This window comes from Amycolatopsis sp. NPDC004169, from assembly GCF_040610315.1.
GTDB lineage: Bacteria > Actinomycetota > Actinomycetes > Mycobacteriales > Pseudonocardiaceae > Amycolatopsis.
The window spans coordinates 104,773-117,847 of the sequence record NZ_JBEXMD010000032.1; the positions used below are offsets into that span (position 1 = coordinate 104,773).

The 13,075-nt window shown below is 72.2% G+C and carries 13 protein-coding genes; 6 read left to right on the forward strand and 7 right to left on the reverse strand.

The window, feature by feature from the left end; genetic code table 11:
* Positions 1 to 39: 39 nt before the first annotated feature.
* Positions 40 to 744 (reverse strand): alpha/beta hydrolase, encoded by a 705-nt coding sequence (locus ABZX11_RS33820; RefSeq protein ID WP_354920737.1) that lies wholly within the window; start codon positions 742 to 744, stop codon positions 40 to 42.
* Between the two features lie 122 nt (positions 745 to 866).
* Between ABZX11_RS33820 and ABZX11_RS33825 the strand changes: the two genes are divergently transcribed.
* Both ABZX11_RS33825 and ligD read left to right on the forward strand, forming a co-directional pair.
* Positions 867 to 1,424, forward strand: coding sequence for a TetR/AcrR family transcriptional regulator (locus ABZX11_RS33825; protein ID WP_176170226.1), 558 nt, complete (start codon positions 867 to 869; stop codon positions 1,422 to 1,424).
* A gap of 102 nt (positions 1,425 to 1,526) precedes the next feature.
* Positions 1,527 to 3,518: a DNA ligase D gene (gene ligD / locus ABZX11_RS33830; protein WP_354920741.1), complete on the forward strand. Its 1,992-nt coding sequence runs from the start codon at positions 1,527 to 1,529 to the stop codon at positions 3,516 to 3,518.
* A 2-nt stretch (positions 3,519 to 3,520) separates the two neighbouring features.
* Here the strand turns inward: ligD and ABZX11_RS33835 are convergent, their stop codons facing one another.
* Entirely contained in the window at positions 3,521 to 4,450 is a 930-nt protein-coding gene (locus ABZX11_RS33835; protein ID WP_354920744.1) for a hypothetical protein, read from the reverse strand.
* An 80-nt stretch (positions 4,451 to 4,530) separates the two neighbouring features.
* The gene (locus ABZX11_RS33840; RefSeq protein ID WP_354920747.1) at positions 4,531 to 5,466 is read right to left on the reverse strand and encodes a glycoside hydrolase family 43 protein; all 936 of its coding nucleotides are present in this window, start codon (positions 5,464 to 5,466) and stop codon (positions 4,531 to 4,533) included.
* A gap of 129 nt (positions 5,467 to 5,595) precedes the next feature.
* Between ABZX11_RS33840 and ABZX11_RS33845 the strand changes: the two genes are divergently transcribed.
* Positions 5,596 to 6,693 (forward strand): AI-2E family transporter, encoded by a 1,098-nt coding sequence (locus tag ABZX11_RS33845; protein WP_354920750.1) that lies wholly within the window; start codon positions 5,596 to 5,598, stop codon positions 6,691 to 6,693.
* Positions 6,694 to 6,741: 48 nt separating this feature from the next.
* Here the strand turns inward: ABZX11_RS33845 and ABZX11_RS33850 are convergent, their stop codons facing one another.
* The 3 genes from ABZX11_RS33850 to ABZX11_RS33860 form a co-directional block, all read right to left on the reverse strand.
* A complete protein-coding gene (locus tag ABZX11_RS33850) occupies positions 6,742 to 7,095 on the reverse strand; it encodes a hypothetical protein (RefSeq protein WP_176170230.1) in 354 nt (117 codons plus the stop codon).
* A 319-nt stretch (positions 7,096 to 7,414) separates the two neighbouring features.
* Positions 7,415 to 7,789: a hypothetical protein gene (locus tag ABZX11_RS33855; protein WP_354920753.1), complete on the reverse strand. Its 375-nt coding sequence runs from the start codon at positions 7,787 to 7,789 to the stop codon at positions 7,415 to 7,417.
* Positions 7,790 to 8,087: 298 nt separating this feature from the next.
* Positions 8,088 to 8,429: a hypothetical protein gene (locus ABZX11_RS33860; RefSeq protein ID WP_354920756.1), complete on the reverse strand. Its 342-nt coding sequence runs from the start codon at positions 8,427 to 8,429 to the stop codon at positions 8,088 to 8,090.
* 275 nt (positions 8,430 to 8,704) lie between these two features.
* Between ABZX11_RS33860 and ABZX11_RS33865 the strand changes: the two genes are divergently transcribed.
* Together ABZX11_RS33865 and ABZX11_RS33870 are read left to right on the forward strand one after the other, a co-directional pair.
* Positions 8,705 to 9,046, forward strand: coding sequence for a WGxxGxxG family protein (locus ABZX11_RS33865; protein WP_354920759.1), 342 nt, complete (start codon positions 8,705 to 8,707; stop codon positions 9,044 to 9,046).
* 1,040 nt (positions 9,047 to 10,086) lie between these two features.
* On the forward strand, positions 10,087 to 10,557 hold the full coding sequence (locus tag ABZX11_RS33870) for a hypothetical protein (protein ID WP_354920762.1): 471 nt from the start codon (positions 10,087 to 10,089) through the stop codon (positions 10,555 to 10,557).
* Between the two features lie 142 nt (positions 10,558 to 10,699).
* Here ABZX11_RS33870 and ABZX11_RS33875 read toward each other — a convergent pair whose 3' ends face one another.
* Positions 10,700 to 11,647 carry a hypothetical protein gene (locus ABZX11_RS33875; RefSeq protein WP_354920765.1) on the reverse strand — a complete coding sequence of 316 codons (948 nt, stop codon included), beginning with the start codon at positions 11,645 to 11,647 and terminating at the stop codon, positions 10,700 to 10,702.
* A gap of 194 nt (positions 11,648 to 11,841) precedes the next feature.
* On the opposite strand from ABZX11_RS33875, the gene ABZX11_RS33880 reads away from it, so the two are divergent.
* The gene (locus ABZX11_RS33880) at positions 11,842 to 12,849 is read left to right on the forward strand and encodes a polysaccharide deacetylase family protein (protein WP_354920768.1); all 1,008 of its coding nucleotides are present in this window, start codon (positions 11,842 to 11,844) and stop codon (positions 12,847 to 12,849) included.
* Positions 12,850 to 13,075: the final 226 nt, after the last annotated feature.

The following is a 13,075-nucleotide window of genomic DNA, read 5'->3' on the forward strand; positions in this document are numbered from 1 at the left end:
GGCGGTCCCGGCCGGACACCCGGCCGGGACCGCTCCGGTTCACTCGACGTCCGCCGCCGCGCTCAGGATCACCTCGGCGACGACCTCAGGCTGGGACACCGCGACCGCGTGCGAGGCGTCGATCCGGCGGACCGTCGACGACGCGCGCTCGGCCATGAACTCCTGCGCCGCGGCCGGGATCGCGTTGTCCTGGTTCGCGATCAGCGTCCACGAAGGCAGCTTCGTCCACGCCGGGGTGCCCTCGAACGGCGCGGCCAGCGCCTGCTGCGCGACCGCCCGCTGGGTCACCGCCATGACCGCCGCGGTGGCCGCGGGGACGTCGGCCGCGAAGACCTCGGCGAAGTCCGCCGGCTTGATCGACAGCTCGGGTTCGCCGGCGTGCACCAGGACATTCGTGGTCTCCGGGCCGAGCTTGGCGCCCGGGTAGCGGCCGGACAGCTCGAACACGCTCTCCCCCGCGTCGGGCTGGAACGCGGCGATGTAGACGAGGGCCTTGACGTTCGGCGTCTCGGTGGCCGCGCGGGTGATCAGGGCACCGCCGTAGGAGTGGCCGGCCAGGACGACCGGGCCGTCGACGCTCTCGACGACGCTCTTCACGTAGGCCGCGTCCGACTCCACACCACGCAGCGGGTTCGCCACCGCGACCACCGGATAGCCCTGCTCCTGCAGCTTCGCGACGACCCCGGTCCAGCTGGACGAGTCGGCGAACGCGCCGTGGACCAGGACGATGGTGGGCTTGCTCATGACTGGCTCCTTCAGAGAGAACGATCGGTCTTTCTGTCAGCTACTCTGGACCTCCACAGCCGCCGTGGCAATGTGACGAAGCCGATCTGGCAGAACGATCGGTCTTTCTCTAAGCTGGGGGGATGAGTACCGCCGAGCCGCACCCGAAGGACCGGCTGCTCGCGACCGCCTCCCGGCTCTTCTACGCCGAAGGCATCCACGCCGTCGGGGTGGAGCGCCTGGTCTCCGAGGCGTCCGTGACGCGGGCGACGTTCTACCGCCACTACCCCACCAAGGACGACCTGGTGGCCGCCTACCTCGCGGAGACCAGCCGTCAGATCCGCGCCGCCGTCGACGCCGCGCGCGCGGGCCGGCCGCCGCGGGAGGCGCTGGCCGAGACCCTGGCCGTGGTCGGCGACGCGACCTGCGGGGAGGACTTCCGCGGCTGCCAGTTCCTCAACGCCGCCGCCGAGTACCCCGACCCGGTGAACCGGGTCCGCCGGGTCATCGACGACCACCGGCAGTGGTTCTTCGGCGTCCTGCGCGAGCAGGCGGCGGACCTCGGCCACCCGGATCCGGACCACGCGGCGCGCGTGCTGGTCCTGCTGCGGGACGGCGCCCTGCACGGCGGCGAACTCGACGACGCCGAAACGGTGCGCGCGACGCTGCGACGGGCCGTCGACGACTTCCTGCGTGCTTGAGCGGCACGCCGAACAGGCGTTCAAGCCGCTTTCACCTGCACAAATCCAGCTAATCTAGGCCGAACGGGTTACCTTGGGCGCAGAAGGTGACGGAGGTCCGAAATGGCGGCAGACGACGCGTCGCTCGTCCCGGCCTGGCTGGAGCCGATGCTCGCCAAGCCCGACGGCGGCCGGCTGCGCACCGGCCCGGAGTGGGCCTACGAGTACAAGCTCGACGGGTACCGGGCGGCCATGCGCATCGCCCCGGACGGCACCACCGTCCTCACCAGCCGCAACAACATCGACTTCACCGCGGAGTTCGCCGACCTCGCGGGCGTGCTCGCCCCGGCGCTGGAGGGCCGCGCCGCTTACCTGGACGGCGAAGTCGTCGTCTACGGCGAAGACGGCCGGATCGACTTCGAGCGGATGCAGGAGCGCCGCGGCCGCTACGTCCGCCACCAGAGCGGGCCGAAGGGGCTGGAGTTCAAGGACGTCCCGGTCCGGTTCCTGGCGTTCGACCTGCTCCAGCTCGGGGACCGGAGCCTGCTGGCGCTGCCGTACGACGAGCGCCGCCGGCTGCTGGACGAGCTGCCGATGCCCGACCCGTACCGCGTTTCGGTGGTCCGCGCGGTCACCTTCGACGAACTCGCGGCCGACCGCCGGACCCCCGCCGACTTCCTCGCCCACGCCGCGTCCGCCGGGTACGAAGGCGTCGTCGCGAAGCTGCGTTCCTCGGCCTACTACCCCGGGCAGCGGCCGGACTCGTGGCTCAAGCACCCGCTGGTCCGGACGCAGGAGGCGATCATCTGCGGCTGGCGGCCCGGTCAGCGCAGCTTCACCGGCACGCTCGGCGGGCTGCTGCTCGGCGCGCACGACCCCGCCACCGGCGACCTGGTCTACATCGGCGACGTCGGCACCGGGTTCAGCCAGGCGAGCCGGGCGGATCTGAGGGCGCAGCTGGAGGCGATCGAGCGGCGCACCCATCCGTTCGTGACGACGCCGCCGCGGGAGGACATCGTCCGCGCCCGCTGGGTGGAGCCGCGCCTGGTGGGCGAGATCGTCTACCGCCAGTTCACCCGCGGCGGCCGGGTCCGCCACACGGCCTGGCGGGGCCTGCGCCACGACAAGGACCCGGCCGAGGTGCTGGCGCCACGCCCGGTACCGCACGACGAGGCCACACCCCCGCCCGCACCCGCACCTTCGTCGCCGTCTGCGCCCGAACCCGCCGGGCAGCGGATCACCGTCCAGGCCGGGAACCGGCGGCTCACCCTGTCCAATCTGGACAAGGTGCTGTACCCGGCGACCGGGTTCACCAAGGGCGAGGTGATCAACTACTACTCGCGGGTCGCGGAGGTGCTGCTGCCGCACCTGGCCGGCCGTCCGGTGACGTTCATCCGCTACCCCAACGGGGTCGACGGCCAGAAGTGGTTCGAGAAGAACGTCCCGAAGGGTGCCCCGGACTGGCTGCGCACGGTCCGGGTGACCGCCACCGGCGGCACGATCGACCACCCGCTCCTGGACGACCTGCCGGGCCTGGTGTGGGCGGCGAACATGGCGGCGCTGGAGCTGCACGTTCCCCAGTGGACGGTGGAGTCGGGCACCAGAAGGCCCCCTGACCGGCTGGTGTTCGACCTGGACCCGGGCCCGGGCACGACGATCGTCGACTGCTCCCGGGTGGCGGAGCGGTTGCACGACGTCCTGGTGGCGGACGGGCTGACCCCGTACGCGAAGACGTCGGGCTCGAAGGGCATGCAGCTGTACTGCGGAATCCACACGGAGGACCCGGCGGCCCCCTCGGCGTACGCGAAGCGGCTCGCCCAGCGCCTGGCGCGCGAGACCCCGGAGACGGTGACGGCGGTGATGGCGAAGGCCCAGCGGACGGGCCGGGTGTTCATCGACTGGAGCCAGAACAACCCGGCGAAGACAACGGTGGCCCCGTATTCCCTCCGCGGCCGCGACCGCCCGACGGCCTCGACCCCGGTGACGTGGGACGAGGTGGCAGCCTGCCGCCACGTGAACCACCTGACGTTCACGGCCGACGAGGTGCTCGACCGGATCGAGGAGCACGGGGACCTGCTGGCCGGGTTGTTCAAGGACGCTGCGCCGCTGGGGTGAGGTCAGGAGCGCTGGAAGAGCCGGCGCAGCTTGCCGATGAGCCCGGGGTTCCGTTCGGGTGGCGGTGAGGTGAAGTTGGCCGCGGGCTTCGGTTGCGGGTCGGTTTGCGGGCGCGCCTCGGCAGCGCGGGGGTTCTCGGGTACGGGGGCGCCTTCCGGAGCGAAGGTGCCTGCCGAGGCGGGAGCGCTTTCCGGAACGGGGGCGCCTTCCAGGGCGAAGGTGCCTTCCGCCCCGTGACCGCTCTCCGGGGCGGGAGTGCTTTGCCGCGTGAAGGTGCTTTCCGGCGCACCCGCCTCGACCGGGAGCGCGTGCTTCGGCTGCTGCGGCGCCCGCACTCCGGCCGGGTTTTCCTGTGCTGCAGCGGAATCGGGCACCGGATCGGCGGTCGACTGCACCGCATTCGGCCGAGCGGAGGCCCACTCCGGCGCGGGCCCTGCCGCCGCGTGCCGCGGCACCCCACCCGCGGGCGCCTGCTCCCAGTGGGCGTTCGCGGGCGGCACACCTTGCCGCGGCAAGTCGGATACCCCCGGCACAGCAATTTCGGCCGCCGGCTGCGCCCTTCCCGGCGTCCCCTCGGAAACTCCTGGCGCCGCCGAACTCGCCGCCTCGCCCCACCACCCCACCGAAACCCCGGCAGGCACCCCCGGCCCACCCGACTGCGGCCGCGGCGCCGGGATCTCCCCCGCCATCCGCCCCTCCCCCACCGGCTCCGGCCGCGGCAGCTCCGGGCGCGCCAGCATCTCCGGGGTGATCGCCGGTGTCATCAGCGGGGTGTGCGCCGCGTCCGCGTTCGGCAGCACCGGCTCCCGCGCCGCCGGGTAGCGGGCCAGCGGGTCGTCTTCCACCACCGTCCCGTCCGCGCGATGGCCGCGGATCAGGCCGCACAACCCCAGCAACCCGAGCAAGCCCGCCAGGCCCCACCACACCGTCATGACGCTCCTCCGTTTCCTCGCTCCTCGAATAACCGGCCCCCGGGCGGGCCAACCGAGCGTGACCCGGGTGGGTGACACCGTCAGCCCAGCCGGGGCACGTCGCCCGGGAACGTGATCGGCAGCTCGTACAGGCCCCTCGCCGTGCGGCCGCCGCCCAGCCAGCCGTGGAAGTAGATGTGGCCGTCTACCACGTCGGCGCCGCCCGGGGCGTCCACCTTGCCGCCGAGCAGGTCCGTCGACAGGAGCTTGCCGTCCGCCTTCACGAACGCTCCGCCCAGCGACGGCGCCGACGCGTAACACGTGTGGTACCCCGTGCTCTGGAACGTGTCCGCCGAGTAGAACAGCAGGTACCGGGACCCCGTCTTCACCACCGAAGGCGCCTCCACGACCGACATCTCGGCCGTGAGGTCCGCCCGCAGCAGCTCCGTGCGGGGCCCGGTCAACGTCCGGCCGTCGGCCTGCAGCTTCTGCAGCCAGATCGCCGAGGGTGGCCCCGTCGGCGCGCCGTCACTCTTGTAGAGGAGATAGCGTGACCCGTCCGTGTCGAGGAACGTCTGGGGGTCGATGTCCCCGTGGTCGCCGGGCTCGCACACGAGCGGCCGGTCGCCGGCCGGCGTGTACGGGCCTTCCGCCTTCTTCGCCGTCGCCGTGCCGAGGCACATCTCGCCGCCCGCCGTCTGCGGGGCCGCGAAGTACAGCACGAACGTGCCGTCGGCCAGCTGCGTGACGTCCGGTGCCCAGAACCCGCCGTCCGGTTTGGCCCACGCGGGTACGGCCGCGAGCGCATCGCCGCCGACGCGCCACGGCCCCTCCGGCGCCGCGGCGGCGGCGGTCCGGATCCGGGTCGGCCCGGCGCCGGTCGCGAAGGCGAAGTAGCCCCAAGCGGTCTTGACGACGTCCGGGTCGGGGAAGTCCTGGTTGATCAGCAGCCGCGGCGCGCTCGCGGCCGCCGCCGAAGGGGCCATCACGAACGAGGCCACGACGACCGGGACGAGCAGGAGAGCCTTCAAGCGCATAGGCGATTTTCCCGGCGTGACAACGATTCCGGCAACGCCAGCCCGGCGACGTCACCAGGACGCGTGGACTTGCCCGCGTGCCCCGAACGGGTGGATTCCGGCCGTACCCCGCCGGGTAGCCGCCCACCCATGCACGCAACCAGCGGCCGCGGAGCGTACCGCGCCGGGCACCCCGTCGGCGAGGCCGAGGGCACGGCGGCCCGGCAGGAGAAACCGTTGGGAGTGCCGGGAAAACCCCTGGATCGCTGCACGCCGTTCCTCACCGGGCTGCTCGCCGCGGCCGGCGTGCTCGTCACGATCGCGGTCGCCGAGCTCCTCCTCGCGGCCTCCGACGTGTTGCTGCTGATCGGCATCGCGTTCTTCCTCGCCGTCGGGCTCGAGCCGGTGACCGCCCGGCTCACGCGCCGCGTACCGCGCGTGCTCGCCACCGCGGTGGTCGTCGTGACCGGCCTGGGCGTCCTCGGCGGCGCGATCGCCGCGGCCGCCGTTCCCCTGGCCGACCAGGCGGCGCAGCTGCAGGACGGCGCACCGCGGTACCTGGCCCTGCTGCGCGACCACAGCACGCTGCTCGGCCGCGCCAACGAGGTCTTCGGCCTGGAAGCGGCCATCCGGTCCGTCGAAGTGTCCGACGTCGCGAGGTCGCTCGCGGCGGTGCTGGGCGACGCCGTGATCGTCGTCGTGCTCGCCACTTACTTCGTCGCCGACTTCCCGCGGATCCGCAGCGCGCTCTACCGGTTGGCGCCGCGGTCGCGGCGGCCGCGGGTGATCCTGATCGGCGACGCGGTCTTCCGGAAGGTGGGCGCGTACCTCGTCGGCAACGTCGTCGTGTCGCTGGTCGCCGGAACCGCCGCCTTCGCCTGGCTCTGGGCGTTCGACGTGCCCTACCCGCTCGTGCTCGCCGTGCTCGTCGCCGTGCTCGACCTGGTACCCGTGGCGGGCTCGGTGGCGGCCGGGGCGGCCACGACGCTCGTCGCGCTCACGGTCTCGGTGCCGGTGGGACTCGCCACGCTGGGCTTCTTCGCCGCCTACCGGCTGGTGGAGGACTACGTGCTGCTGCCGAAGATCGTCGGTCGCGCCGTCCGCGTCCCCGCGCTCGTCACCGTCGTCGCGGTGCTGCTCGGGTTCGCGCTGCTCGGCGTCGTCGGCGCGTTCGTCGCGGTGCCCGTGGCGGCCGCGGTACTGCTCGTCGTGCGGGAAGTGGCCCTGCACCGGCTCGACCGGGCATGACGAACCGCCGCGCGGAACCCACCCGCGCGGCGGTCGGACCCGGAAGGGTCAGTTGCCCTGAGCGGTCCCGCCGTCGGCGATCTCACCGGCGGCGCAGTTGTCGGGGTTGGAGCCGGAGGCCTCGTGCTCGCCCGGGGAGAGCACCGGCACGCCGATGCCGTTCGCGGTGTCCTGGACCGGCACCTGGACGCCGAGCACGTTGATGTTGTCGTCGCACACGCCGCCGACCACGTTCAGGTTGTGCACGGCGTCGAGGTTCTGCACGTTCCCGACCAGGCCGAACTGGTCGGTGGAGTCGACCGGGTGGCCGGCGACGGTCACGTTGGCCGCGGACGCGGATCCGCCGAGCACCGCCATCCCGGCGGCGAGGGTGGTGGCGACGAAGCCGAGCTGCTTGATCACGAGAAAAATACTCCTTCTGGGAACCCGCCGGAGGAGCCCGGCGGGGGATCGGGGAAAGGGAACGGGCCCGGCTTCGGTTCGCCGGGCCCGCGAAGATCCGTTAAGGTGCGCTTCAGGCCGGGTGGGACCGGCGCACTTCTCCAGCGTCGTGGCCGGTCCCACCCGGGTCGGCGCCGTCCGGCGTCGCGGCGTGCCGGGAACGCGGAACCGGAGTGTGCAGCTCGCTCCGTGTTCCCGGCACGCAGTGCGCGTCGGCTCTGGCGGCCGATTTCCCCGTGCCCGGCTTCGGCTTCCGCACGCACGAGCCGGGCACGGGAACTCAGTGGCCCTGGCTCGTGCCGCCGTCGGACAGGCCGCCCGAGGCGCAGTTCTCCGGGTTCTCACCGCTGGCCTCGTGCGAGCCCGGCGACAGGATCGGCACGCCGATGCCGTTCGCGGTGTCCTGGACCGGCACCTGGACGCCGAGCACGTTGATGTTGTCGTCGCACAGGCCGACGACGGCGTTGACGTTGTGCAGGACGTCGGTGTTGTTCAGGTTCACCAGGCCGACCTGACCGGTGTAGTCGTAGCCGCCGTGGGGGTAACCGTGGTGGTGGTCGTGGTGGCCGGCCGGGGTGCCGGCCGCGGCGACGCCGGCGGCCAGGAACGCGCCGGCCGCGGCGGTGGCCGTCACGAAGCCGATCTTCTTCAGCATGGATTGCTCCTCGGTCAACGATATTCGGAGAACGGGACGGCAGTGAAGGTGTGTTCTCCGTCCCGTGTGAGGGAAACGTACTGATGCCGGGCCACGGATTCCACTTCGTGCCACCATCGTGTGGGTACCGCGAGCCCCTGACCGCGCCGCGTGTGGTCCGATCGGGTTATTCCGGTTCTTTTTGCCGGCAACCGGTTCCCCCGTCTGCCCAGGGATATCGCTTGTGGGGCAAGAAATGTTTCCGGGCACGCGAAAGAGCCCTGCGCCGGGCGGCGCAGAGCTCTTCGCGGGGTTTCCCTTATTCGGGCCAGGCTTCGGCTTCGGCCGTCAGCGCGGTCGTGACGTCGATTTCGCCCGACCGCACCCGCCACGCGAGCGAGTCCGGCCGGGGTTGCAGCAGGTGCCAGCCGACGACGTCTTCGTCGCGGTAGCAAGGGTTTTCGTCGTCACCGATGCCCAGCGCGGCGAAGTACTGGCGGGCGGGCCAGGTCTCGGGAACCCAGGCGCGGGCCCAGCGCACGACGATCCTGGCGAGGTCGTTGCGGCCGTCCGCCGGGTGGATCAGGCGATCGCCGGTGGTGCAGATCAGGCGCGGCGTGTAGGTCGCACCCAGTGGCGCGACGACGAGTTCAGTGTTCATTTCTCCCCCGGTCCACGGCAGTGGACGGTATTGCCCGGCTCGGATGCGCTGCTGCGCTTGGGAAGGGGAAGACGGCCGGGGGCGGACGAGCGCACGCGGCGTGTCCCCGCACGGCTCCGTCTTGAACCGGGAGCCATCTTACAAAAGCCGGACGCACACCGGAAACGGGGTCCGGGCGCCGAAGTCTTCGCTCGTTCCCGTGACGGCGCGTGTGGACCGCGCCGGCGGGGGTACGCCCGGGTGGACCGATTTCCGCGACGGAAGGAACAACGGTGATGAACCACAGGGCAGGAAGGCTCTGCTGCGCCGGGATCGCGGCCGCGGCGTTCGCCTTGACGACGGCGGTGCCGGCCTCGGCGGCACCGCAGCTGACGGCCCCGGCGTGGCAGCAGCAGAGCGACGACGACGGGACGAACCGCGACAACGACCACGACGGCAACGACGACAACGGTCTGTGGGGCCTGCTCGGGCTGGTCGGGTTGCTGGGCCTGGCGGGCCTGGTGCGACGCGGGCCGAAGCCGGGTGCGATGACGGGATACCCGGCCGCGGGAACGGGCGAGCCTCCGGCGAACGCGTACCCGCCGGCCGAACCGCGGCGGAACCCGCCGGGCGTTTGAGCGTCGGTTGCGCGGTGAGACCGGTCCCCACCGGATGCCCGGCCGCCACCCGGATGGCCCAACGGGTCCTCTCGGCCGGGTACCCGAGCGTCACCGGCCTGCGATGCGCGGTGCTCGTCGTGCGCGTGATCGCCCTGCTGCGGCACGGAAAGGCTTATAGCGCATAGCTGATCGACTGGAAGCGGCGGGGTGTGCCCGGCGCCGCGGGCCCGGCTGCCCGTGGATGCTCGAGTTCCAGCGAAGCTGCTCGCGCACGGGCAGCAGAGCGTGCGGATTGCACCGAAGTCGCGCCCCACGTCCCGGCCGGGCGCCCGAGTGCCGCCGGGCCGGGACGTCCGGCCTCCGGCAAGCCTCTCGACCGCGACGATGCTGCACCGCGGACCCCCGCCCGGCGCCTGAGCGCCGTCGCGAACCCGGCCGCCGCCGGGTGCCCGGGTGACCCTGGTGCCCCGCACCGTCATTCCTCTCCTCTTCGCGCAGAACGTCCCGGCGCCGGGTGGCGTCGGGACGTTCTGCGTTTCCTTCTCTCCGAATGGCGCCCAGTTGTCAGGTCTCGGCACCGAGGAGGCCACACAAGGGCCGGAAAACCGGCCCCGTGGCCGCCGCCCAGATTAGCGAGACGCTCGTTGCGCGAGAAGTGTTTTTTCATCGTACCCTACTTAAGAGTGGCTTTCCCACCCCCTGGCAAATGCGCATGATTACCCATTCTTTCTTCGCATAAACCTCACGATCGGGTGAAAGTCCCGTGTCACCCGGAACTGGCGCCGGGCGCACCTTCAGTGGAGAAAACCACGCCGATTCAGCCATCTATCGCAATGGTCCGACACGAACGAGTGGTCGCCTCACCCAAAGTAACCGATGCGGAAATGCGCCGAACAACCACTTCACGCGTTGTCGATGTTTGTTCCGGGGAGACCCGCGGGCCCGTACACCGTGCGGAATCAAGCGGCTCCGCCCGCCACGGGCATCCGCTCGCGTTATCGCCGAACGACGCTCACCATGATCGCAGTCGGCATCGCACAATCTCCGAGGAGTACGACATGAAAAGTGCACTGACCCGAGCGCTCACGGTGTTCGTCACCGCGGCTGCGGTGACCCTCACGGGGGTGGGTGTGGCAACCGCGGGTGGCCCCGGTGGGAACGGATCGTCGAGCACCACCAGCGCCGCGGCGGAAGTCCAGAGCCTGCGCGACCAGCTGGCGTCGCGGGCGGACAGCGGGGACGTGCCCGGCACGCAGGCCACCCTCGCCCACCTCGATCCGCTGCTGTCGGATCTGGCCCAGGGCAAGCGGTACAGCATCCAGGCCGCGGCCAAGGACAGCGCGGCCACCGCGCAGAAGGACACCGCCGAAGCCCGCCAGGGCGTCGACAAGCTGGCCGACCAGCTGGCGTCGCGCCAGTCGCTGCCGCCGGTGTCGGCACTGCTCAACGCGCTGCTGCAGCGGGTGCTGATCAGCCTTTCCGCTCTGGTCAACGACCTTCTCGGCGGGCTGCCCGTCCCGGTCGGCTGAGCCGGCCGGTACCCCGGACGGACAAGCCGGCGACGGCCCGGCGCGGATCCCCTCCCGCGCCGGGCTTTCGTCGTCCGCGGCCGACGTGCCCACGAAGAAGCCCGGTGCGGCGGACCGCACCGGGCTTTCGCGTCCGCGGTGGCTATTCGTAGACGACGTAGGCGGGCGTGGGGTTCAGCGCCAGGACGTCCGCCGGGGTCATCAGGTCCGCGCCACGGCGGGTGTCCTCGTCGAAGAACAGCTTGAAACCCGGCCGCACGTGCGCCGGCATCGTCTTCATCAGCGTCTGCCACGTCGCCTTCTTGGCGGCGGCCGAACCGATGCCGTCGACGACCTTGACGACCGAAACCCCCTTGTGCTGCTGCAGAAGCGCCTCGTCGCGCACGACGGACGCGGCGACCTGGTGGTAGACCATCACCTTGGCCGGCAGGCGGTGCGCGTCGGCCAGGCCGCCCAGGTACCGGGCGACGCCGTCGAGCTCGGTGCCGGTCGTGCGGCCGAACTTCTTGCCGGGGATCACGCCCGGTTCCACCGCCCACTCGGGGTCGAGCGCGACGCCGACGTCGGGTTCGGTCAGCCAGCGCTCGTAGGCCTGCACCTCGGGCAGGAAGTCGGCGCGGCCGGGCTGGATGTTCAGCAGCAGCAAGCCTTTCATCGCCCGCGCGGCGTCGAGGTAGTCGCGCACGGTCGAGTCCGCGCAGCGGCTGCGGAACATGCCGTCCTCACCCGGCGAGCGGTGCACGGTGGTGGCGATCAGCTCGACCACCGGCGTGATCGGACGTCCCGCGGGGAACGTCTCGATCTGGCGGCGCAGCGCGCGGCTCGCTTCGGTGAGGTCACCCGTCATGCGGCCGAGCGCCTTCGCGCCCGGCGCTCCGCAGAAGCCCACGAGCAGGCTCTTTTCCAGCGGGTTCGGCGGTGGCGGCGGCGGTGTGGCCGCGACGGCGGCCGGCGCCGGGGCCGGCACGGCGAGTGCCTGTCCGCGTTGCAGCGCACCACACGCGCTCGTGGCGAAGCCCGCGAGAGCGGCGGTGAGGACCAGGCGTCGATCGAATGTTCGTTCGGCGGCATCCGCCTTTTTCGGGACCATCGCGGGGAAATACCCGCGGCTGATCTACGGCAAACCCGATTCCCGCGGATCACCGAATCGTGCTCTGGCTTATTGCGTTGCCATGGCCCCGGCCTGCGGAAACGCGCATTTCCGGGCGGGCGAACGCAATTCCGCGCTCACCCGACCCGGTGGCACGGCCCGCACCCGCGGCGGCCCGGTCGCACACTTCCGGCATGCGTTGCCTTTTCCGCTTCGGTGCCGGGTTCACGGCTGTCCTCGCGCTGGCGGCCTGTGGCGGCCCCGCGCCCGTCGCCCCGGCGCCCGCACCGCCGCGTCCGGCCCCCGCCGCGGCGCCCGCGCGCGTCACGCCGGCGACCGCCCGGCAGGTGGGTGCCGACGAGCTGGGCCGGGTGCCGGTCCTGATGTACCACCGCCTCGCCGCGCAGCCGAAGTCGGTCTACGACCGCACGCCCGCCGACTTCACGGCGGAGCTGGAGCACCTCGCGGCCGAGGACTACGTCCCGATCACGACGGCGGAACTGGTGTCCCGCCGGATCGACATCCCGGCGGGCGCGCACCCGGTGGTCCTGACGTTCGACGACGGCGACCCGACGACGTTCCGCCTGACGCCCCAGGGCCAGCCGGAGCCGGGCACGGCGATCCGCATCCTCCTGGACGTCGCGGCGGCGCACCCGCGCTTCCGCCCGGTGGCGAGCGTGTACGTGAACGAGCACCCGTTCGGCGGTGACCCCGACGGCCGCGCCCTGCGCTGGCTGGCCGACCACGGCTTCGAGGTCGGCAACCACACCCGCCACCACACGAACCTGCGCACGGCAACGGAAGCCGAGGCAACGGCGGCGATCGCGGAGGAGGACGCGCTGATCCGCCAGGCGATCCCGGGTTACCAGCCGAAGACGCTGGCCCTGCCGTACGGCAGCCGCCCGCACCGGGCGGGCTTGGCGGTCCAGGGGCCGGGTTACGCGTACGGAGGGGCGCTGCTGGTGGGAGCGGGGCCGTCCCCGTCACCGTGTTCGGCCAAGTTCGACCCGGCGGCGATCCCGCGCATCCGCTCCCAGTCGACGGGCAAGGAAGCGGAGTACGGCTCGGCCCATTGGCTCGACGAGCTGGGTGCGGCATCGGGCCACCGCTACACATCGGACGGCGACCCGTCGACGGTGGCGTACCCCCGATCCGAGGGCGCAGTGGCGCCGGAGTGTGCGGGTGCGGGCCTTGCCTACTGAACGACACCCGCTGGCGCGGGTGGATTGGCTGCCGCAGCCCCGCCGCCGCCCGTCGCGGGAGAGCGGAGCACCGGCACCACGTTTCCCGGCCCCAGAGACTCAGGTCGGCGCGGTCCCGAGGGCGGTGGTTCCCGCGGCTCCCGCGGCTCCCGCGGCTCCCGCGGCTCCCGCGGCTCCCGCGGCTCCCGCGGCTCCCGCGGCTCCCGCGGCTCCCGCGGCTCCCGCG